The organism is Bradyrhizobium sp. LMTR 3 (genome assembly GCF_001693485.1).
GTDB lineage: Bacteria > Pseudomonadota > Alphaproteobacteria > Rhizobiales > Xanthobacteraceae > Bradyrhizobium.
The window spans coordinates 94,316-115,348 of sequence record NZ_MAXC01000053.1 but is presented as its reverse complement, the minus strand read 5'-3'; the positions used below and the strand labels follow the sequence as shown (position 1 = coordinate 115,348).

Sequence of the window (21,033 nt, the reverse complement as noted above, 5' to 3'; positions counted from 1 at the left end):
GGCCGTTTAAGGAATGGTCGCACCATCGGTGCGTCGGGCGCCGGCGGAAGTGCTTGCATCCCGCGCGGCGTGCTCGCGCTGCCGGGCACGCCGGCGACGCTCTCTGCAACCCATTGCGCGCAGACGATCGCCTCCATTAACGAATTGCTGGCAAGCCGATTGGCGCCGTGCAGGCCGGTGCGGCTCACCTCGCCACAGGCCCACAGGCCTTCCACCGTGCTGCGCCCCGCGCCTTCAACCGCGATACCCCCATATGGTAGTGCGCGGCCGGCCGCACCGGGATCGGATCGACCGCGGGATCGATCCCGGCCATCCTGCAGAACGCGCTGATCACGGGATAGCGTGCGGCGAAATCCTTGCCCGGGTTAGTGCGGGCATCGAGGAATACGCGATGTCCCTGCGCGCGGCGCCGCCAGAGCGCGCGCGCCACCACGTCGCGCGGCGCAAGCTCGGCACCTGGCTCCTCCGTCATGAAGCGCTCTCCGGTCTCATCGATCAGGATCGCGCCGTCGCCGCGAAGCGCTTCGGTCAAAAGTGGCATCGGCCGTAACGGTCCGTCGAATGCCGTCGGGTGAAACTGCACGAATTCGAGGTCCGAAAGCGCGGCGCCGGCACGCGTGGCGAGCGCAAGGCCCTGGCCAAAACAGCCGGCAGGATTGGTGCTGTCGTCAAACAAGGCGCCGATGCCGCCGGTTGCGATCACCACGCGGTTGGTGGCGAGAACCAGCGGGCCGTCCGCACGTGCCGCGAGCAGCCCCTTGACCGCATCGTTTTCTACGATCAGTCGGCGTGCCTCAAAACCTTCCAGCAGTATGATCGACGGACAGCACCGCACGGCCGCGATCAACGCGCGCATGATCTCCCGGCCGGTGCCGTCCCCGGTCGCGTGCACGATCCGCCTGCGGCTGTGCGCGGCTTCCAGGCCTAATCGCCAGCTTCCGTCCGCCCGGCGATCGAAGCCAACCCCGAGATTCGCGAGGCGATCGACTGCGGCGGGCGCTGCGCGCACGATCCGGTCGGCAACCGCCTCGTCGCACAGTCCGGCATCTGCGGCGATCGTATCCTGCAAGATGGAGCGCGGGAGCTTCGTCCGCGCCGACCGCGGCGGCGAGACCGCCTTGCGCCCACATGGTGGAGGCTTCAGCTCCAAGGGGTGATTTCGACAGCAGCACAACCGGTTCGGGCGCAAGCAGCGTGGTCATCAGTCCTGCCGCGTCCCCGCCAACGATCACGGGCCGGCCAGCCCATTTCGAGATATCAGTGCTCATACTGCCAGCATCCTTTCCACCGAACGTCGCGCGCGATCTGCGATCTCGGGATCGATCGTCACCTCGTGCTCGCCGGTCTCGAGCGCCTGGCGGATGTTCTTTAGCGTGATCCGTTTCATGTGCGGGCACAGATTGCAGGGCCGAATGAACTCCACATCGGGGTGCAACACCGCGACATTGTCGCTCATCGAGCATTCGGTCAGCAGCACGACGCGCGAGGGTCGCTGCTTGCCGACGAAGCTCGACATCGCCGCCGTGGAGCCAGAGAAATCGGCTGCCGCCACGACGTCTGGGAGACCTTCCGGATGCGCCAGGATGGTCACGCCCGGATGATTTTCGCGCAGCTCGCGAATGTCATCCGCGTTGAACAGCTCGTGCACCTCGCAATGACCGTTCCAGGCGCTGATTTTCACCCCGGTCTGCGCAGCGATGTTGCGGGCGAGATGTTCGTCCGGCAGCATGATGACGTGGTCGGCGCCAAGCGACTCGACGACCGCCAGCGCGTTACCAGACGTGCAGCAAATGTCGGATTCCGCCTTCACCGCGGTCGACGTGTTGACATCGACGACGGGCACACCGGGGTAGCGTTGTCGCATCAGCCGCACGTCCTGTGCCCTGATGGGAATCCGCGAGCGAGCAGCCCGCCTTGAGGTCGGGAATCAACACCGTCTTGTCCGGATTGAGCAGCTTGGCCGTCTCCGCCATGAGGTGCACGCCAGCGAGCACGATGATGTCGGCCTCGACCTTGGTCGCTTCGCGCGCGAGCAAGAGGCTGTCGCCGACGATATCGGCCACACCATGGAAGATTTCCGGCGTCTGGTAGTTGTGCGCGAGCAGCACCGCATTGCGCTTGCGCTTCAATTCGAGGACGGCCTCGACGTCCTCGGCAAAGGTCACCCACTCAGGCTCCGCGGGTTCGATTGAGGAGCTATCCGCAGACCCCTGCCGCTCGCCGACACACGAGGTCGTGCTGACCTTCGATGACGGGCCTCGGCCGCCCTACACCCAAAAGGTGCTGGCAGCGCTCGCGCAGGAATGCGTGCGCGCCACGCTCGTCCCGGTCCGCAAGTCGTGTTGGCGCGGTTCATGGCAGCGGACAAAAGCTTTCGAAAGGCTCGCCGGGCGCGATGCGCAACCGATGCATCTGAGCAAGATCAACGACGAACTCGCCGTAGTAGTCTGGAGGAGCTGCATCATTGTGGCCTGCCTGCTTTGTATTCCTCAGTCAAAGCAGAGAAGCTGATGCAAAAGCATCCTGTGCAGATGCACAAAGGCTTATAAATACCGATCGATTATCTTCGAGATTTTGATTCAGCTAGACGCAATCTGAATCGCGCTGGAACGCGATGATCGCTATCAGAAACGCGAGATTTCTTGCTTCTAAAAGGCCTCGGACACGTTTTCCTTCCAGCGCACCGATCCGAACGGGCGTTCCAACATGCGTCGGACCCGCACGGGCTCAGGGCCAATGTGGAAAGCAATTGCCTGCTGTTCAATCGCGCGCTCCGACGGAGTCGAGCGGTTGCGCTGGCGCAAATAATCGAGCCATGTCGGGCAGTGATAGCGCTCGGTCCATAGTTCGGGATCGGCGATGTCGCGCGCTATCGACCAGCCATAAGCGCCATTGCGCTGCCGGAACAGCTGTACGTCCTGCATCACGTTGTGAAAGGACCGCGCATTCCCCTGCGTTACGCGATATTCGATCTCGACAACCAACGGGCCGCTGCGTCCGGTCAGCGCCAGCCGCACCTCAGGATCCTCAAGCACCTCGGCCTCTTCGCCCCACGCGCCGACGCGCGGCATGCGCCACCAAAGGCCTAGGAGCGGCGAGACCAACATCAGGGCGGCCGAGACCAGGAGCGCAGTTTGGACCCCAGCGGCATCGGTGAGATGGCCCCAACCCCAACTGCCGACAGCAATCCCGCCGGAACTCGCCGCCTGATAGGCCGCGAGCGAGCGTCCCGCCACCCAGCGTGGCGCCGATAGCTGCACGCCAATATTGAACAGCGCCCACGCCATCATCCACACGGCGCCCGCAAGAAAAAGCGCGGCCGTCGTCAGTACCGGCTCTCGGCTCAGCGCCACCGCGGCAATCGCACAGCCCATGGACAGCGCACAGGCGCGGATCGCCGCCTCGCCACTCATGCGCTTCCGCACCTCCGTGAGATTGAGAGCGCCGATCACCGCGCCCAGGCCAAAGGCGCTCAGCATGATGCCATAGGTCTGGGCATCGCCATGGAGGAGATCGCGCGCCACTAGCGGCATCAGTGCGATGATCGCGCCGCCGATCGCGCCTGTTACTATGGAGCGGGTCAGAACGATCTTGATCGATGGCGAATTGGCGATGTAGCGCACGCCCGTAACGATGGCACGGTTAAACGTTTCAGGCGGCAGACGCGACGGTTCGGAGAAAGGTTTCCACAGGAACAGCGCCAGCATTAGTGGCAGATAAAGCAGCGCGTTTAGTGCGAAAGCAGCTACTGCGCCAGCGGTCGCAACGACAATGCCACCGATTGCCGGACCTACACTGCGTGCGATATTGTAGCTGATGCTGTTCAGCGCGACGGCCGCGGGAAGCGTTTCCGACGGTACCTGTTCGCTGACCGAGGATTGCCAGGCCGGATCCATCAGCGCCACACCGCTGCCGACCACGAAGCACAGCGCCAATAACAGGTTCGGCGTGACTAGGCCGAGCCAGGCGAGGGCCGTCAGCGCGGCCGCGCCCGCGAGCGCGATACCAAGCGAAAATAGCATCACGATGCGCCGGTCATGCATGTCGGCAATGGCACCGGCCGGCATCGAGATCAGCATGACCGGCAGCATCAAGGCGGTCTGGACCAGTGCGACCTTGTCGGCCGACGATGTCATCTGCGTCATCGCCCAAGCCGCGCCAACGCCCCGAATCAAGGCGCCAAGATTAGAGAAAAGACTCGCCAGCCAGATGCGGCGGAACGTGACATGGTGGAACGGCGCAGTGATGCCATCGGCGCTGAAGGTCCGCGACTGGGGCAACTCGGTCATTTGGCTCCTGCCTCGCCTCCGATAATGTGAACCTGGGCCAGATCAGTGATGGTCCGGGCAACCTCGACGTTACCAGGCAACCTCGGTCTGCCTTGTCGATTTGGTCGACCCAGCAGCGGCATTGCTCGGTGAAGCGCGATCATCGTTCCGGTCTGGGCAGGGTTCGCAGTCAAGCACGGCATGTCCCGCTCGGTGGCGGTCTTGACTTCGAGATTGATGCTGATCGCGTAGCGAATGGACATGGCATTAGATCACGGCGACGTGAGGCGAGATCGCTGTTTCGCAGCCAAATCTCAGATGAACCTCTTGAACGGCCGAGTTCCGATATTTTGATCTCGTCAGGGTGGATGGGCCACGCGAGTGAATGGCGATACGATATTCGCGATTCTCAATTTGCCTTCGAACACCGATCTAAAGGAATTCTCCTCAGCTCTGCCGGCCGCAGCATAGAATAGAGTGACCAAACGCGGGTTTTGCGCGTTGTATGCGAGTGAGCGATGAAAAAATGCGTAAACGCACCTCGCGCCTTGGATAGCGGCATCAGCCTATACTTTGGTTTTCGGATGAAGCATCATTGCAAAGGGCAAAGTCTGCACTTGAGTACTTGAGGAATTCATCGGACCGAATATCGAGCAAGACTTCTGCCACGGCCGCAAAGCGGGCGTAGCACTTCTCCAATACGACTGTCGTCCTGAAGCGAAGCCGAATGACTTGACGCTCGCTTCGTAGAATTCCATCGAGTGGGCCCGTGGGTCGTGTGGACACTTATCGCATCCATAGGACGATGGCAGCGAAAGTGACGACGGCACGGTAATTTCGGGCGGTCTTTTCGAAGCGGGTTGCGGCGCGGCCGGAGCTGCTTGAGTTTTGAAAGGCACATTCCACGAGATGGCGCTGGACATAGAGATGCTTGTCTCGTGGATATTTGAGCGCGCGCGACGTGTTGGTGGGGATGATGACGAGCGCGCCTTTAACTGCGATAGCCTGGCGCAAGTGATCGGCCTCGTAGGCCGTATCGGGCCATGACGACCTCAACGGCGCGACGGAAACTGGAGGAGCTTCGATGCAAGTGCTGATGCCTGCAGAGCAGCTGTCTGAGGAAAGTGTTCGGCTGAAGCGCGAACAGCTTCCTGGGTAGGATTCAAGCGGGTTAGGTTGGCATGTCAAAGCGCAAGCTCCAGAAGCCTAAACATTTACCGTTCTTCGAAGCCGAATTCGTTCCAGCTGCTCGGGGATCGGCGCGCTAACGCTCCGGCGTTCAGTCAGAAACACACCTCCAAAGAAGGCCCCTCAATGTTCCTCAAGCGCGATTTTCCTGAGGTTCGCCGCAAAACCGCGCATAATTGCGTAATTTAGCTGGAAAAATGCAATCTGTCCCCGAAGCAGCGGGAATAAGGCACCGGATTCGAATAATGATTTATCAATTAACCGGTCAACGGCGCAAAGCAGCGACTGCTGCTCTCCTTGTAATGGAATTGCGAGCTTTTATGCGCAACCACGACTTTGTCTCCGATAGTCTCCTGGCCCTGACGGCGGCCGGCCTCGCGCTGCTCTGCTCGAGCCTGCTCGCGTTTGCATTCATCTAAAGGCAGCGCGCTACTCGCGCTGCGGAAGCGCTCGCCGTGCGCAAGAATGCTCTACGAGTCCTGAATCCAAAGGAAGATAACTTTGACGCTGAAAAAGGACCTTAATCTGGATGAAGGCCGAGAACACAAGGCTGAGGCCGCTGGTATCTAAACGGAAATGACGAAGGTGAGAGGTTTCGGGGAGTCGCCGACAGGAGTTTGCCTTTACTCGCTCGATCTTCTTTCTCCCACCCCCGTCTCACGATGTTGAGCCCGCCGGCAAAGCCATTCCCGCAACTTCCTCGTCGTCAGTCCGGCTCGACGGTTTGCCGGGATGGATGATCCGAAAAAAAGCGCGCCGGTCCTATTCATCGAGCAACCGCCAGCACTGCCCGATACCCGCAACTCATCTCATCTAGCCCCACGTTCCGCTTTTGATCGCTCCTGCTCCAGAGCTTCCATACCGTTTCGATGCAGCCAAAGAAGTCCCCTTGCGAGCTGACGGAGATCGTTTCGCTTCGGACCAATGGGCAGCCGTCTTGCGCGACGAAGAGCGTCCGCAGCTTGCTTCTCCAACGGCGAGAATTCCCGCTCTGTCGGCATCACCTGATCTACTCTCAATCAAACGCTCCGTTAGCTACACCGCTCAGGCGCCAAGTTTTGTGAAATGGCTCACAAAGGAAAAGCGTCGTGAACTGGTCAGGTAGCCCCCAGTCGTCTGTTTTCTTTTTGACGCAAGCGTTCACAAGAGACGCGGCATGAGCTTCGTGCAGACTGCAAACACATTCAAAGATGTGGATGGAGGCGAACGCGCGACAATGCACGACAGCTTGTCGGCGATCGTGATGCTTTGGAGGGCCCCCGACCGCGGGCCTTAACGCTGCACCATTCTGAGAGCTGCGATTGATCGCGCACGAATGCGGCTCTGGCCGCTATCGAGGAGCTAGGCTGCCCCTAGCAAGAAAATAGCGTTTCTGCCACTAGGCCGTCTGCGATGTGGCGCTGCGCTGTAGGAGACCAGCTCAGACAAGCAGAGAGCGAGCCAAGCGAATTGCCCAGTGCGCCTCGCGCAACCCGAAAGACCGTGACGTCAAAAGGTCTGCGATATGGTCAGCGCGGTGAAAGACCTCGGCGTGGAGACCTACGTCACGCTCGGCATGCTGACTCCCTGGGCAGGCCGCATGGCTCGCCGAAGCTGGGCTCGACTCCTACAATCAGAATGTCGACACTTCGCCCGAGTTCTACGACAAGATCATCACCACCGCACCCTGCAGGATCGCATCGATACGCTGGCGCACGTGCGCAATGCCGGCATCGAGATCTGTTGTAAGGCATCGTCGGCCTGGGTGAACGCGTTGATGACCGAATGGGCATGCTGGTTCTGCTCGCCAATCTGCCGAGCTATCCGGAGAGCGTTCCGATCACCTTTGGAGTCAGGTCAAGGGCGTGCCGGTCAACGATACCGCGGAGAGGCTGAATCCGATCGCCCTGGTGCGGTTGATCGCGGTCGCCCGCATTCTAATGGTGGGAAGCCCTAGGTGGTGTGGACTCTAAGGATTCCCTTTTAGGACCAAATCAGATTCAAGGCTGCTTTTGGGGAGGCAGTCTTGGGTGTGATGGATCGATTGGTCTTGAGCGACGCGGCGTGGGAGCGGATGGCGCCGCTGATCATAGGCCGGCCTGACCAGAAGGGCTCCACCGGCCGCGACAACCGGATGTTCGTGGAAGGTGTGCTGTGGATCGTGCGCACGGGCGCTCCCTGGCGTGATCTTCCGGAAGTCTTTGGGGATTGGAACAGCGTGTTCCGGCGCTTCAGTCGATGGAGCATCAAGGATGTTTGGTGGCGGATCTTCGAGGCGATGTCCGATGATCCGGACTTCGAATATCTGATCGTCGATTCCACCATCGTCCGAGCCCACCAGCACGCTGCCGGGGCCAAAAAAGGGGGTCTGAAGATCAGGCGCTCGGCCGCTCGCGCGGCGGCCTGAGCACCAAGATCCATCTGGCCGTCCGTGGCTTGGGATGTCCTGTGCGCTTCACGCTCACGGCAGGACAGAAGGGCGATGCACCGCAAGCGGCTGCTTTGCTCGAAGGCTTACCTGCCGAGGTCGTCATGGCCGATGCAGCCTATGACGCCGATCACTTGCGTCAGGCCATCGCCGCCAAAGGCGCGCTCGCCGTCATCCCCAACAACCCGTCACGCGCGCTCAAATATCCGCTCGACAAGCATCTCTATGCCCAGCGCCATCTCGTGGAATGCTGCTTCTCCAAGCTCAAGCAATTCCGCCGCGTTGCAACCCGCTACGAAAAGACCGCCCGCAACTACCGTGCCGTCGTCACCCTCGCGGCCATCATCTTATGGATGCGATAAGTGTCCACACCACCTAGTGCGGCCCTCCGCCGGAGTTGTCGCCGGCAATATTTTTCTCGCATGGTAACAAACGATCCGTTGGTTGTGAGTATTGGAAAGCGGGTTCTCCGACTGCGATGAAAAATAGCTTGTCTTCGACTCGCGCAGCCGCTCTTTCTCTGAGACTATCGATGTCAATCAGTGGTGCTTTAGAGAGGGGAACGCTGATGATCTGGAATGACGTCTTCGACGAAGCCAACAACTCCGGTCTGCGCACACCTCCGCGTCGTATGATTTGCGCGTCGTGTTGTTGACCTAATCCATTTCGCGTCAGCGTGCTGACACCGCAGATAGCGAACGCTTCTACAGCCGTACCCTGCCGTCGGATTTTGAATAGATGCGCACCCGCTTGTCTGAGCGGCGTGATGCAAGTTGCTGCCCGCTTCAATCAATCGTCCTTCGTCCCAACTCCAGCTTGCCGAGGAAAACAGGATGACCACGATAACGATCCTATCAAATTCGCCTATCGGATGCCGAATGTGTCCGGGCGGCCCCGTTGTTTCGTCGATTGAGCAACGCACCAGCTGGGAGATCGACTACAATTGAAAGCGCACCCAGATCGCCGAGAAGGCCGGCTTCGACTACGCCTTGACCCAAATCCGTTTCACCGCTGGCTATGGCGCCGACATGCAGCACGAATCGGTCAGCTTCTCGCACGCGCTACTCGCAGCAACTGAAAAGCTCAAAATCATCGCTGCCATCCCACCGGCCCATGGAACTCAGGGCTGGCCGTACTCATTCAGACGCGGTTCAATGGGGGCGACACCCAGGTCCAAAGAAGAAAGAGCGCTCCGTATGACCATGACAATCTTGCCGGCAGGTTATCTTCGATTTTTCTGGCGATTATTTCAGCTGCCATCGACACGAAGACTTTATCACCTCACCAATGGTGTGAGCTAAAGCGTCATTTGAGCTTCAAGATCGCAGCATATCTGCTTTGGGTCGGATGCTGCGGCAGCCTCGCTGCCCCGATGCTACTACGTGGTACGTTGAGCTTGGAGGAGGATGTGACATGGTGACCACGCGTGAAGTGTCTGTCGACGACGCCACAACGGTGACCCAAATGGTTGCTGCCCTACTTGCCGAACTTGGGGCTGGCCAAGCGCAGGCCGGATTAGATACCCAGCTGGTTGCCGACCTTCTCGTCATGAAAGAGCGCGTCTATGGGTTTCTCGCCTTCACCGAGGAACGTCCTGTCGGTATCATCATGGTGTCGGAAAGCGCTGCGCTTTTTGCGCGCGGAACCTACGGCATTATCACCGAACTCTACGTGGTGCCGGATCAGCGATCGTCTGGGGTCGCGATGCACCTTATTGAGGCTGCCGTGGGCCTGGGAACGGTAAAAGGCTGGGGCCAACTTGAAGTGGGAGCGCCGAGGCAGCTGATGTGGAGCCGCAGCCCCAACTCAGCATTGTACTTGAAGGCCGGTTTTGCAGAGATCGGCCCACGCCTCAAGTTGCCGTTGCACGGCCTAGCTAGCCCACGTGCGCAAGGCAATCCTGCGGGCGATCCGCGGTTAGATCCTCGGCGGCAACGCGGCCGATACCGCCGTGTCTCGGATTCATCTGCTGCAGGGTTTGCATGAGCGTCGATTTGCCGGCGCCCGATTGACCCGCGATGAAGTTTGTGACGCCAGGTGTGAGAGCATCGGCGTAGCAGCATGCGCATACCAACCCCTCGACCTGAGTGAACCGATCCGCTTGCTCAGTTCGAAAGGGGACATGAACCCCTGCGCCGCGCAGCGCGCCGGCCAACGCTCGCCAGTATCCGAGGGCGTCCGGACGGACGGCTTACGAGCGGGCCGTTTCTCGAAAGTCACGGTAGCTCTAAAGGTTCGGCGGAAGCGAACGCCGATGGCGAGCCTCTTGATCACCTTCTCCTCGCGGCTCTCCTCTCTGTAGCGCTGCCCCACAGCGGCCGTCAGTTCTCTTCGAGTCGCCATGCTTAGTTACCTCATTATCGCCCCCCGCAGTCCCATCCCACTGGAGAGCAAATTACGTGATCTTGGCGGGCTCGATCTCGGGATTGATGGACTTCGCCAGGAACTCGAGCGCGGGAACGTGATCCTTCGCCTTTGAATCGAGCGGCCGCAGCGCAATCGACGGTAGAGACGGGTCAACAACCTGATGATCATATCCAGGCGGACGCCGCCTTCCGGCGACTTCACGGCTGCGCCGTCGAACGCCACTCCGATCACCTGGGCCGTAAGCCTTTCCTCGAACGCCGACATCTTGAAATTGGTCAACACCCGCGACGCCGCCGACGCCGCGCGGTCCATGAAGTTGGCCATGGCCACCGTTCAATCCTTAATCGAAATCATCCGCGAAACCTGACCGACGGTCAGGGCTCGCCATACGCCGGCTCGGTCGAGCCGGTATGATGCAATGTTCGCGAGATCGAAGGGCGCTCGCGCAACATCCGGTATGACCAATGATAGGCATCCCACCGTCGTGGCGATCGCGTACGCATCGTCCGTGCTGGAATGATAGGCCCGACCGGGATGACTGTGTATCTGGGCGACGAGCGCAAGTTGAACACGAAGAGGTGAAGCGGATTGCCGAGACAAAATTTCCGGACGCGAGCCATCTCTTTGAGGCGGAGCATCTTTCTGTCGCTGGAAGTCATGCGCGGCCAGTTTTCGGACATGCCGAGGATGCTTGAAACGAGCCGCGTGAGGGATTTTCACTTCCTCGTCGAGGACGAGGCCGGGCATGAATTGCAGGTTGAGGATGGCCGCTTTTTGCTCAGCGAGGCTTAGCACGAAGGGCCAAGTTCGAGGCGGATCCATTGCTAGCCGGGAGTGAAGCAAGGATGTCCAGCCCTCGCTCATGGAGCCATCTCTTTTTGATAAACTGTGCCAATTGGCCCGATTTTCGACATTTCGGATCACTTTGACCCACAAAACGACAAATTGGATTGATTTTCGACCTGCACGCCGGTAGGTGGTATTCGACGATATCACCATTTTTGTGGCATAATTCGACTCTCAATATGGATTTTCGACTATGCAGCTGAACTTAGCGGAGACAAAGGCTTTCCAGGACAAGGAACTGCCTACCGAGGCCCAACTCATCGGGCTGTCCGCATTGGTCCAGACGCTGTCGGTTGCGGCACCCGTCCGTCGGCCTAGCGCCGTGTCGGAAAAGCATATCCGTGGCAGCCACCGGGATGAAGGCGACTGGCGGCTGTTCGACAAGCGATATTGGCCCGGCGACAATTTTGCAGATCACCTCACCTTTGCCCTGCGCCACGAGGACCTCGATCTCCTCGTGCTCAAGCGCGTGTTCAAGGCAGTCCCGAACGCAGAAATCCGTGACTTCGTCACGGCGGCACCAACCGGTGTACTCGCGCGCCGGGTCTGGTTCCTCTATGAAATGCTGACTGGTGAGACGCTCGACATTCCGGATACCCCGAACGTCGCAGCTGTCGATTTGTTCGACCCGAAGGCTTACTTCACAGGCAAGCCCAAGCTGTCAAAACGGCACCGCGTTCGCGACAATCTGCTCGGGACGAAAGATTTCAGCCCCTTCATCCGAAGGACTTCCGCGCTTGTTGCCCTCACAGAGAGTGGCCTTGCGGAAAAGGCCCGCGAAACCGTCGGGCGTACCGGCGGCCATGTGGTCTCCCGCGCCGCGAGTTTTCTGTTGCTCGCCGATAGCCGCGCCAGCTTCGAGATCGAAGGCGAACGCCCGCCCAGGAACCGGCTGGAGCGGTGGGGACGCGCTGTCGTGCAGGCAGGCAAGCATGCTCTGACCCTTGAAGAGATCGTGCGGCTACATGGGGTCCTCATCGAAGACATCCGGCTCGTTCATCCAGGCCTTCGGCCAGATGGCGTTTTTCTGGGTGAGCGAGACCATGAGAATAATCCGCTGCCTGAGTTCATCGGCGCCAGACCCGACGACCTGAACAGCCTCATGAAAGGCCTGATCGACGCTAACGCGCGTATGCGCGATGACGGGATTGATGCCGTTCTACAGGCGGCAAGCACAGCTTTCGGGTTTGTCTATGTCCATCCGCTTCAGGACGGCAACGGACGCCTGCATCGCTGCCTCATCCACCATGTTCTGGCGGAGCGGAAATTCACGCCGCCAGGCATGGTGTTTCCGGTATCGTCCGTCATGCTCGACCGGATTGATGACTACCGCACTACCCTACAGTCCCATTCCCGGCCCTTGATGGACTTTATCGACTGGAAACCGACAGCGGACAGGAATGTCGAAGTGCTGAACGATACCGCGGACCTCTACCGCTATTTCGATTGCACCGACGAAGCGGAATTTTTGTATCAGTGCGTCAAGAGAACGGTGGAGCACGATCTGCCGCACGAAATCGATTATCTGCGCCGTCACGACGAAGCCCGCCGCAAAATCATGGACACGGTTGAAATGCCGGATCGCCTTGCAGACGACCTGCTTCTGTTCATCCGGCAGAACAAGGGCGCGCTTCCCAAGAAAAGAAGAGAACGCGAATTCCAGAAGCTAACGGACGATGAGGTTGCCAGCATCGAGGCCGTTGTCCGGGATGCATTCGAAGGGTTTGAAGATAGCTCAAACGAGCAAAATCACGCCCCGTAAGCTTTCGCGACAAAATCCCTATGTCGCTGATTGTGCAGCCGATCGAACAAAAAACTCGGGACAGCAGAAGCCGACAATCTGAAGTCGATTCCCGCGACGGCCGTTGCGAGCCTCTCTGGCGGCCGGCTTAGTGATAGAGCAAGGACGATATGCTGCATCTGGTGACAAAACCGTCAGCCCCGCTCGTCAGCGGGGCCTTTTCTTTGATGGGACCGCGAGCACCCAGTACTCGTCGGACCGCATGATCGTCATCACGCGCTGAGTAACTGCCGAGTGGGCCGGATCCGGCGAACCAGCTGTACGCGACAGGTCGTGGTAGTCGATCTTGAAGAAGTAGCGGTCTGAGCCGAGATCGATAGAACCGAAGTCGAGCTCACCTTACGATCGTTGCCTCGAGTAAACCGATCGAACTTGCGCACGAGCTCAAGCAGCTCGGCCTAGCGCTGCCATGACAGGCTGGTGCCCCTGTTTCAGGAGGACGGTGCCGCTGAAGACAAGGGTCTGGCGAAAGCTGTCGTTCAAGCTGCGGACTGTTGCGGTCTCGGTGTTGTCGGTCGTTGGGGTTCTTCCCTCGGTTATCGGCCACGCCCTTCGCGGCCGTCGGAAATGCAAAAGGCCGGCGGTCATGAGCGGACGCGCAACGGAGGGTCCGACCGAGGGTTCCGAACTTTCGGTATGCGGTTGGATACTGTGCGCGTTCGCGCTCCCGGCCTATGACCGACATCCAGGCTGCAGCGTGGACGTGCCCAAGGGAGCCTGAACGAGGAACAGACAATGCTCGAACTCGAGACGCGTCTAGAGACGATAGCGCCGTCAGGTCGCGGCCGGAACGCTTCGGAAACTGCACTTTCCGATGATCGAAATCGGAAGGCCATTCAGGATCGTTGAAAAAGATGCGAAAGGTGAGTGCAGATGACTGTGACGCCATGGCGGCAGCGTACAACGCTGACAATGAGCACAATGTGGAGCGCGCTTTATCAGCGGCCTACCGATCTCGCTCTGCGGGGCGATGTCAAAAGTTTGCGCGAACTCGAGCTGGTTGGGGCAGGTGCAGCGCATTCCGCAGTCTTCGTTGAGGAAGGGGCGATCATCTCCAGTCTTGACCTCAGTAAGCGGGTTCGCACGACGGGTGTCTTGAGCGGCGCTAATGCGGGCAGATCGTCATCCACGCGGATGTTGCGAGGTCCTCGGTCAATTTCCCGCGACTCCCACTTACGGATATTCATGCCGTCGAGCTTCGGTCGGCCGCACGCGCATTCATTCCAATCCGATACTAATCACTCCGAAATTGGTATTGGCGTCACCAGTGGCGATTGCGTAGCGTATCGATGCGGTCGATTTCTTCGATGAACTTCAGCGCGAAATATGAAAATTCGCCTGATATGTGCGGTGCCCAGCAGAAATTGGCTAATTTTCTTCTTCATGACGAGGTAAGTCTTCCTTTGTGGACAGTGCCCGGCCGGAGGGCTCGGTCCGGTCGCCCGGATGAAAACTCAAGCCGAATGAGCGCACGCAGCAACAACTTTCCGTCGGATGCCGAGCGCGACGTTGTTCGAGATGCTGCACATGAGAGTCAAGCTCTTCGCTCCCCGCACTTACCTGCCGCAAGATTGGCGGATCACTACGATCTTGGAGCTGAACTTCACCTGTGCACGCACAGTGACTCAGCGACTCCGGAGTTCCACTACCAGGGTGGGGCCACAAAGAAGATGAGGATGCGCGATGGCCACGAACGCTTTGAGTGTCGCCCAGCGGCGGCAAGCTGCGCCGTCTGTGACAGAAAGTTTGGCCTGATCAGGTACTGCTCATGGCGGGCGACGCTGTGTTCCAAGAAGTGCCTGGACCGCGTTAAGGCACGCCGGGAACGAGACCGCCGCTGGCTGTTTCGATTTGAGGCGGTGGGCTATGCAGCAGCCCCTCAAAGGCGGCCGCAAGATGGATCTAGAGCTGCAAGTTCGATCTGGAGCTGCAAGATCTGTTCGACGGCGCGCCTCGTGAGTCGCCGATGAAGAGGTACTATTTTGATATCCGCGACGGCAGCCACTTCATCCGCGATAATGAAGGTGCGGAGCTGTCGAACATTGAGTCGGCGCGGGAAGAGGCGACCACTGCACTCTCGGAGATGGCCCGCGAATGGGTCAGAGGCAGGCCGCAGCACCGCATGGCAGTTGAAGTTCGCGATGATCACGGCCCAATCTTGGAGGCGAGCTTCAGCTTCGTGATCAAGGCGTGCGCGACGTGAAAGCCATTCGTTGGGATCGAAATGCAATCGTGGACGCCGATTGACAGCTGAAATCGCGGGTCATCACGGCGTTCTCATATAGCCAAGACCTACACAATAGACATCAGCTGATTGGGAGGCTGGTCCAGGCGCATGGGAAGCGTCAACTGGCTCTGGTCTGAGGTGTTCGCGAATCTCAGCTAGCCTTTTCCTTGTCTAGCGGATCACAAATGTCGCGTTGACACTTGTGGCGCAGAATGATTCAAGGCCGATGCAGAGCAGGCAGGAGAGAAATATGCCGACCATATCCACACGCCGCGCCGAAGTCACAGATGCCGCAACCGTCGCTCGCTTCGTTTATGCTCTCCTCGACGAGCTCTCAGATGGGAAGGCCCCCGGGATCGAAATCGTCACGCAAAACGCAGAGACAGTCCTTGCGGATATCAGCGTCGTCGCGGTGATCGCCTGCGCAGACAACGAGCCGGTTGGCGTCATGGTTCTAAACGAATGCACTGCGATCTACGCGGGCGGCAAGTTCGGAGCAATCTCGGAGCTTTATGTTCGCCCCGACATGAGATCGCAGGGCATTGCGCCTCATCTGATCGCTGTCGCTCTGGCGGAAGGACGCGCGCGGGGATGGAAGCGGCTGGAGGTCGGAGCACCGCGACAGCCGAAATGGAAGCGCACCCTCGACTTCTACCTGCGCAACCGCTTCGAGGAAGTCGGCCCCCGGCTTCGTCGCATGATATGAGCCCGTGTTGTCCGCTTAGCATAGTCTTCAAAAAGTCCCCTAGTCCTAGGCCCGCACGTCTTCCGCCATGCATGTGCGCTCAGCGTGCTGCGGGCATCGGTCCTGGTAAGTGATCGGAGACGCCTTGGGCCATCGTTCAACGGAGGGCAACGATTCCTTACCTGAAACTGGCGACGCAGCACCTGCGTGCAATCGCCCTCGAGATCCCGGGACAGGAGATGCGCTCATGAATATCTGGCCGAATACGGACGGCAGAACAATCGCGGCGACGAACATGGAGCGCATTTGCTGCCGGGAGCGGGTAATATTCTTGCTCGCTCCCATCCTCGCAGGATAGGCCGATCGGCTTTCTGATTATGTACATAAACGATGTCGTGGTTGAAGTTCGAGAAGTTTCCAATCGTGCTTCGCGACCAGATGATACCTGAAATATCCTTGAAGTAGTCGCCCTGGAACGCCGTCCGCGGGATAGCCTTACCCGGCTTTACGGCTCGTGCGATTTCACCGCTGAACGTAAACCTACGATCAACTACGTTCATCGTCTCGCGGTCGATAGAAAATTGCTCTCGCCGCAGGGATAAACCGCTGAAACTGCGTAAGGCATGCCCCAGTCACTGCCTGCAGTCCGAATTGCGCTGCCGAGACCCGCGACTATACACGAGGCCCTCGGGCATGATGCCGTCGGTCCGATAGCGTCGCAAGACCATGGCCGTCTTGTAGAGCGCGCTCGTAATCCGCAACTCGACTTCGCGTCGGGGAGCTGCCCGCAGAAGGCGTTTGCTGGTCCCGGCGGGTAAGAGTTCCGGCACTTGGACTAGATTGTCTTGATCCCGCGCGCCGGCGCGATTGCCTCAATCCAGATTATTCGCTTCCTTTGCGAATTCCGATGTCGGGCCCCTTATCTCCGTTGCGGCAGCGCGCAATTTCATTTCGAGAAGTTTCTTGCGAGCACGCACCAAATGGCGGCGGTTAAATACATCTCCCACAAACGGGATCTGGCTGCCTTGCAAACTCAGAGCGAAATAGTTGTTCGGCGTGGGAGTCACAATAAATCCAAAGCCGCTCAAGCTGCGCCTTGATCCAAGCTTCTGTCTGGCTCTTCGCTGCGTTGAGATTCTGCCATCCCACGCTCGGATCAGGGGCATCAACGTCGAACAAATCCATGCCATGCCCCGAACGCGTCAGGCGCTCGAAAGCTTCATGCGAGTGCGCCTGTCTCTGTCGTCGATGTGCCCTTATTGTGCTCCAGCTTTTTAGGCACCCTGCGAGGGAATTAAACCATTAAGTCATTGAAAGGCTTAATGGTGGACGCACAAGGGATTGAACCTTGGACCTCTCCCGTGTGAACCGTGAATTCGGTTATCACTGGGAGGGCGACTTCGTAGCTGTGATAGCTTACGGTTGAATTTATTCCAGCTTTTTGGCGACGGCCGGTGCACTGCAACCCGTCGCGGCTTGCTATACATTTAGCCCAGTTTTCGGCGACGCCCGGTCCGAGGTACTGCTCGGAAAGAAAACCTGCTGCCGTTTCGTTCTGCTGACGATCAGTCCTTAGGCAGTACAGCCGCTTCCAGGCATCGATTTCGTCGGGTTACTATGATCGGCGACGAGCGTGCTGTGAGAGCCTTGTATAGTGACACCCGCGTACCCACCGCCTTCGCTAGCTCCAGTTTGCCAGGTTTTTGATATTTGAAAGTGGCGCTGAATTTCGCTGCTGTTGGCGCTGCACGCCCAATAATGCTCTGCGGCTTAATAACTTCGGTCGTTTGCCCCAACCTGCTTTGTTAGTAGTGCATCGGACAATATGGCGTTGCAAGAATCCACGCCTTCAGCCTGTAACGCAGTTGGATAGGCGAGTTCCAGCAGTGCCAAAGATCGTGGACCTCCTGCCCATTGATGCGTTCAGCCACTCGAGGTGGACTAATCCAGAGCCACACTGAGGGCATTTTTCGTGATGTGCTATTGAGGCCGGTGCCATGTAGAACGTGCGTCATTTCCCAGGTGCAGCATACGATTCCTGGTAGTCTCGGGAAATGATCTACATCAACGATTTGCTCATTTTGGGGGACGCGCAGCGCGCCAGGAATATCCGGGTCAGCTCCGGAGCGAATTTCGGATTCAACTCGGCCATTCCCGAACTCGCAGAAGGGGCATTCGCGTCGATTTCGTCTCGGCCATGGCCGGTCTAGCGACAGAAGACCTTCAGATACACGAAGTCGATCGATATGAGCCAGCTGCGGATATCAACCCGCGCGACGGGCAAAGACTAGCGTAGCTCCCAGTGCGCACATGATGGCACCCGACACCTGTCGCATCTTGGTAAGGATTAACGGTCGAAGGCCGGCTCTCGCTCTCGCAGCCAAATGGGTCGCAACCAAATCGACACTGGTGTTGAGTGCAACCGAGATGAGCCCGAGGGCGATGAACTGCGCGGCGACGTTCGCGGATGGGTCGACAAACTGGGGAATGAAGGCGAGAAAGAATGCGGCCGTCTTCGGGTTTAGTGCCTCGACGATGATGCCGTCGCGGAAGGCCCGAGCCACCCCGGTCGTCTGCACCTCGGTCGGCTCGACAATGCGCGCTTCGCGCCAGGTCTTGAGCCCGAGCCAGATGAGATACAGGGCGCCCGCGATCTTCAAAAAAGTGAATGCCTCGGCGCTTGCCATGACGAGCGCAGATATGCCGACGGCGCCGCCGAACACGTGCACAAGGCCGCCGAGACCTAGGCCAACACTCGATGCCAACCCTTCCGTTCTGCCGCCGACAAGCGTTCGCGCCACGATATAGAAGATTCCTGGCCCCGGCGTGATCGCCACAAGCAGCGACGCTGCCAAGAACAGGAAGAACGTCTGGAAGTCCGGCATCGCCCACCCCTCTAATCGCGTCAACCAGTTCGCCTAGGGCCGGTCTTCGCACACGATGACTATGCTAACCTCAGGCCGGAATCGGAATGAGGGAAGCCACTTCCCGATCCTGCGGCTTTTCGCACGCCGCAAGGCCGGCGGCGACGCCGATGCGGTCAGCCTCGGGCCGGTTCTGGCTCATTTTGCGCTTGCCCTCGAACCTGGTGACCGGAATGCGCACTCCGATGATCCCTCGCAACTGGGAGGCAATGAAGTCGGTGGGGGCATCGCTGACGGCCCAGGGCTTCGCGCGCGACTTCTCATGGGTGTTCGTTAGCCGCGTGACCACCTCGAGCAGACGTTCGGGCTCGTGGAAGAACTCAACCGGCCCGTACGCGTGGACGGCGATGTAATTCCATGTCGGCACCACCTTCGCGGTTTCTTGCTTGGTGGCGTACCATGAGGGTGTCACGTAGGCTTCCGGACCCATGAAGATGGCCAGAGCTTCGCCGGTCGGAGCCGAACGCCATTGTGGATTGGCCTTCGCCAAGTGCCCGTACAGCACTCCGTGCTCTCCTTCGGTCTCATCGAGGAAGAGCGGCAAGGGCGTCGCAATCGGCCCGTCCGCGGTGGCCGTGACCAGGTTGGCGAGGCCGGCGGAGCAAATGGTCGCTCGGATTCTTTCGACCTCGTCATCTTTAAAGGCGGGGGGCACATACATGGCGGTTCTCCTCTTTCGGTCCTGAGATAGACCCAGCCTGGTGCGGTTAGAACTGCCAGTTATCACTGATTTTGATGGTCCAGTTGGAGGGGCATGGCGACTAGGACAATCGCCGCGAACGAAGCTGATCGACCGCCTGAGCCAGAAGCTGACAGCCGCGCTCGATCTGGCGCGCCTCCAGTGCGGCGTAACCCATGACAAGCCCGATAACGTCCGGCCGATGCCGGCGGCCAGGATGGGGGTGAAAGAGTGGGCCGACCGGATAGATGCCGACGCCTTTGACGCGAGCAGCCTCGATCAACGCTGCTTCGGACGTTTGGGGCAGATCGCGAAACCAGACCACCACATGCAAGCCGGCGGCTGCGCCGTCGATTTGGATTCGATCGCTAAATCTGCGGCGCAAAGCGTCCAGCAGGATTTGCCGCCGCTCGCCGTTGCGCCGTCGGACTCGCTTGACGTGCCTGTCGTATGCACCGGTCTCGAGCATCGTCGCGAGCGCTTCCTGCTCGATCAGCGGCGTGTGCCTGTCCATGATCTGCTTGGCCGCGGCGAACAGGGACTGGAGTTGAGAGGGCACCACCAGATAGCCGATCCTCAGCGTAGGCGAGAGCGTCTTGGAGACTGTCCCAAGATAGATGACGTCCTGGCTAGCTGCGAGCGCGTGCAGCGGGGGGACCGGCTTAGTGTCGTATCGGTACTCACTGTCGTAGTCGTCCTCGATTACATAGGCGTCGAACTTCCTTGCCCAGGCGAGCAACTGGTGCCGACGCGCGATCGGCATGACGCCGCCCAGCGGAAATTGATGCGACGGCGTCACGTACGCGAGCCGCGCTTCGGTCTTCGCAAGCTGCTCCGTGTCCAGTCCGTCGACGTCGACTGGAATCGGCACGGCGGCAGCCCCGTTCGCCGCGAAGACGTGCCTTGCCATCAGGTAGCCAGGGTCTTCCATGACGAACCGATCGTCGGAGTTGAGCAGCAGTCGCGCACACAAATCGAGCCCTTGCTGCGAACCGTTCACGATGATGATTTGATCAACGTCGCATCGCACGGTCCTCGAACGCCAGAGATAGGCCTGCAGCGCCATCCGCAGCCGCCGAGAGCCGCAAGGATCGTTGTAGGCCAATCTCGCGGGCCGCCGTGTCATTGCAGCGACCACGGCTCTTTTCCACGCGAGCACGGGGAAATCCGAAGGTGAGAGGTCACCATATCGAAAATTTGCGAGGAGGTTGCGAGATTGCTCCTCCGAGCGCGGCGCGACCTGTCTCAAACGCTCACCGTACCCCGACAGTCGCACCTTCCGTGACAACGGCCGCGACGTAGTGCGCACGCGTCCCCTCTCGATAACAGCTTGTGCAACGCGCGATCGTGCGCCATGGCGGATCTCGATGAAGCCTTCCGCCGCGAGTTGCTCATAGGCGATCGTCACCGTACCGCGAGATACGCCGAGTTCCGCGGCGAGGGCGCGGGACGACGGCAGCAGCCCATCGGCGCCGTACACGCGCCCCAGGATCTGATCCCTAAGCGCTTCGTAGATCTGACGCGCTCCCATTCGCGGGGTGCGGTGCCCAGGGGGCGTCTTGATCTGTGCCATCGAAAGTTCGCATAACTAGGCTTGCTTGATAAGCCACTCTCTAGCTATTCGGCTTGAATGCCAAGCTG

General features: G+C 59.4%; 13 protein-coding genes and 6 pseudogenes. 8 read left to right on the top strand and 11 right to left on the bottom strand.

Going from position 1 to position 21,033, the window contains the following annotated elements:
* Window positions 1-8: 8 nt before the first annotated feature.
* Window positions 9-1,268 (bottom strand): annotated as a pseudogene (locus LMTR3_RS32785) (L-aspartate oxidase); the annotation flags it as partial.
* Window positions 1,265-2,189 (bottom strand): annotated as a pseudogene (nadA, locus tag LMTR3_RS32780) (quinolinate synthase NadA). The pseudogenes LMTR3_RS32785 and nadA, both read right to left, overlap by 4 nt.
* Before the next feature lie 46 nt (window positions 2,190-2,235).
* On the opposite strand from nadA, the gene LMTR3_RS40450 reads away from it, so the two are divergent.
* Complete coding sequence (locus LMTR3_RS40450) at window positions 2,236-2,511, top strand: hypothetical protein (protein ID WP_502686693.1); 276 nt, start codon at window positions 2,236-2,238, stop codon at window positions 2,509-2,511.
* 137 nt (window positions 2,512-2,648) lie between these two features.
* On the opposite strand, the gene LMTR3_RS32775 is transcribed toward LMTR3_RS40450, so the two are convergent.
* From LMTR3_RS32775 to LMTR3_RS38175, 3 genes and pseudogenes are all read right to left on the bottom strand, one after another.
* A complete protein-coding gene (locus LMTR3_RS32775; protein WP_065749097.1) occupies window positions 2,649-4,289 on the bottom strand; it encodes an MFS transporter in 1,641 nt (546 codons plus the stop codon).
* Entirely contained in the window at window positions 4,286-4,531 is a 246-nt protein-coding gene (locus tag LMTR3_RS32770) for a hypothetical protein (protein ID WP_065749096.1), read from the bottom strand. Before LMTR3_RS32770 ends, LMTR3_RS32775 begins: the two co-directional genes overlap by 4 nt.
* 523 nt (window positions 4,532-5,054) lie before the next feature.
* Window positions 5,055-5,306, bottom strand: a pseudogene (locus LMTR3_RS38175) (IS5/IS1182 family transposase); the annotation flags it as partial.
* Between the two features lie 1,610 nt (window positions 5,307-6,916).
* On the opposite strand from LMTR3_RS38175, the pseudogene LMTR3_RS39650 reads away from it, so the two are divergent.
* The 4 genes and pseudogenes from LMTR3_RS39650 to LMTR3_RS32750 form a co-directional block, all read left to right on the top strand.
* Window positions 6,917-7,378: pseudogene (locus LMTR3_RS39650) on the top strand (biotin synthase BioB); the annotation flags it as partial.
* A gap of 83 nt (window positions 7,379-7,461) precedes the next feature.
* Window positions 7,462-8,225, top strand: a protein-coding gene (locus LMTR3_RS37080; RefSeq protein ID WP_141686920.1) for an IS5 family transposase whose coding sequence is annotated in 2 segments (ribosomal slippage) — window positions 7,462-7,797 and window positions 7,800-8,225 — 762 coding nt in all. Because the reading frame shifts where the segments join, the coding sequence is not laid out codon by codon here.
* A gap of 509 nt (window positions 8,226-8,734) precedes the next feature.
* A pseudogene (locus tag LMTR3_RS39645) lies at window positions 8,735-8,995 on the top strand (LLM class flavin-dependent oxidoreductase); the annotation flags it as partial.
* Between the two features lie 281 nt (window positions 8,996-9,276).
* Window positions 9,277-9,849: a GNAT family N-acetyltransferase gene (locus LMTR3_RS32750; RefSeq protein WP_065749093.1), complete on the top strand. Its 573-nt coding sequence runs from the start codon at window positions 9,277-9,279 to the stop codon at window positions 9,847-9,849.
* A gap of 714 nt (window positions 9,850-10,563) precedes the next feature.
* Here LMTR3_RS32750 and LMTR3_RS39640 read toward each other — a convergent pair.
* Window positions 10,564-11,094 (bottom strand): hypothetical protein, encoded by a 531-nt coding sequence (locus LMTR3_RS39640; protein WP_245320086.1) that lies wholly within the window; start codon window positions 11,092-11,094, stop codon window positions 10,564-10,566.
* 175 nt (window positions 11,095-11,269) lie between these two features.
* Between LMTR3_RS39640 and LMTR3_RS32740 the strand changes: the two genes are divergently transcribed.
* Entirely contained in the window at window positions 11,270-12,838 is a 1,569-nt protein-coding gene (locus LMTR3_RS32740; protein WP_065749091.1) for a Fic family protein, read from the top strand.
* 186 nt (window positions 12,839-13,024) lie between these two features.
* Here LMTR3_RS32740 and LMTR3_RS39635 read toward each other — a convergent pair.
* A pseudogene (locus LMTR3_RS39635) lies at window positions 13,025-13,204 on the bottom strand (DUF3768 domain-containing protein); the annotation flags it as partial.
* A gap of 1,639 nt (window positions 13,205-14,843) precedes the next feature.
* Here LMTR3_RS39635 and LMTR3_RS32735 point away from each other — a divergent pair.
* Entirely contained in the window at window positions 14,844-15,080 is a 237-nt protein-coding gene (locus LMTR3_RS32735) for a DUF6894 family protein (protein ID WP_065749090.1), read from the top strand.
* Between the two features lie 274 nt (window positions 15,081-15,354).
* Window positions 15,355-15,810 (top strand): GNAT family N-acetyltransferase, encoded by a 456-nt coding sequence (locus LMTR3_RS32730; protein WP_065749089.1) that lies wholly within the window; start codon window positions 15,355-15,357, stop codon window positions 15,808-15,810.
* Window positions 15,811-16,661: 851 nt separating this feature from the next.
* Here the strand turns inward: LMTR3_RS32730 and LMTR3_RS38170 are convergent.
* The 4 genes from LMTR3_RS38170 to pdxR all read right to left on the bottom strand — a co-directional run bounded on the left by LMTR3_RS38170 (window position 16,662) and on the right by pdxR (window position 20,965).
* Window positions 16,662-16,877: a hypothetical protein gene (locus tag LMTR3_RS38170; protein WP_141686917.1), complete on the bottom strand. Its 216-nt coding sequence runs from the start codon at window positions 16,875-16,877 to the stop codon at window positions 16,662-16,664.
* Window positions 16,878-18,053: 1,176 nt separating this feature from the next.
* Entirely contained in the window at window positions 18,054-18,674 is a 621-nt protein-coding gene (locus tag LMTR3_RS32725; protein WP_065749088.1) for a LysE family translocator, read from the bottom strand.
* Window positions 18,675-18,744: 70 nt separating this feature from the next.
* On the bottom strand, window positions 18,745-19,374 hold the full coding sequence (locus LMTR3_RS32720; protein ID WP_065749087.1) for an FMN-binding negative transcriptional regulator: 630 nt from the start codon (window positions 19,372-19,374) through the stop codon (window positions 18,745-18,747).
* A gap of 100 nt (window positions 19,375-19,474) precedes the next feature.
* The gene (pdxR, locus tag LMTR3_RS32715) at window positions 19,475-20,965 is read right to left on the bottom strand and encodes a MocR-like pyridoxine biosynthesis transcription factor PdxR (RefSeq protein ID WP_065749086.1); all 1,491 of its coding nucleotides are present in this window, start codon (window positions 20,963-20,965) and stop codon (window positions 19,475-19,477) included.
* Window positions 20,966-21,033: the final 68 nt, after the last annotated feature.

Bases quoted from the DNA above. Each gene is read 5' to 3' on its own strand.
- LMTR3_RS32775 (WP_065749097.1), bottom strand. From the start codon at position 4,289: ATGACCGAGTTGCCCCAGTCGCGGACCTTCAGCGCCGATGGCATCACT.
- LMTR3_RS32725 (WP_065749088.1), bottom strand. From the start codon at position 18,674: ATGCCGGACTTCCAGACGTTCTTCCTGTTCTTGGCAGCGTCGCTGCTT.
- LMTR3_RS32730 (WP_065749089.1), top strand. From the start codon at position 15,355: ATGCCGACCATATCCACACGCCGCGCCGAAGTCACAGATGCCGCAACC.
- LMTR3_RS32770 (WP_065749096.1), bottom strand. From the start codon at position 4,531: ATGTCCATTCGCTACGCGATCAGCATCAATCTCGAAGTCAAGACCGCC.
- LMTR3_RS32740 (WP_065749091.1), top strand. From the start codon at position 11,270: ATGCAGCTGAACTTAGCGGAGACAAAGGCTTTCCAGGACAAGGAACTG.
- LMTR3_RS39640 (WP_245320086.1), bottom strand. From the start codon at position 11,094: ATGAGCGAGGGCTGGACATCCTTGCTTCACTCCCGGCTAGCAATGGAT.
- LMTR3_RS32720 (WP_065749087.1), bottom strand. From the start codon at position 19,374: ATGTATGTGCCCCCCGCCTTTAAAGATGACGAGGTCGAAAGAATCCGA.
- LMTR3_RS32735 (WP_065749090.1), top strand. From the start codon at position 14,844: ATGAAGAGGTACTATTTTGATATCCGCGACGGCAGCCACTTCATCCGC.
- pdxR (WP_065749086.1), bottom strand. From the start codon at position 20,965: ATGGCACAGATCAAGACGCCCCCTGGGCACCGCACCCCGCGAATGGGA.
- LMTR3_RS32750 (WP_065749093.1), top strand. From the start codon at position 9,277: ATGGTGACCACGCGTGAAGTGTCTGTCGACGACGCCACAACGGTGACC.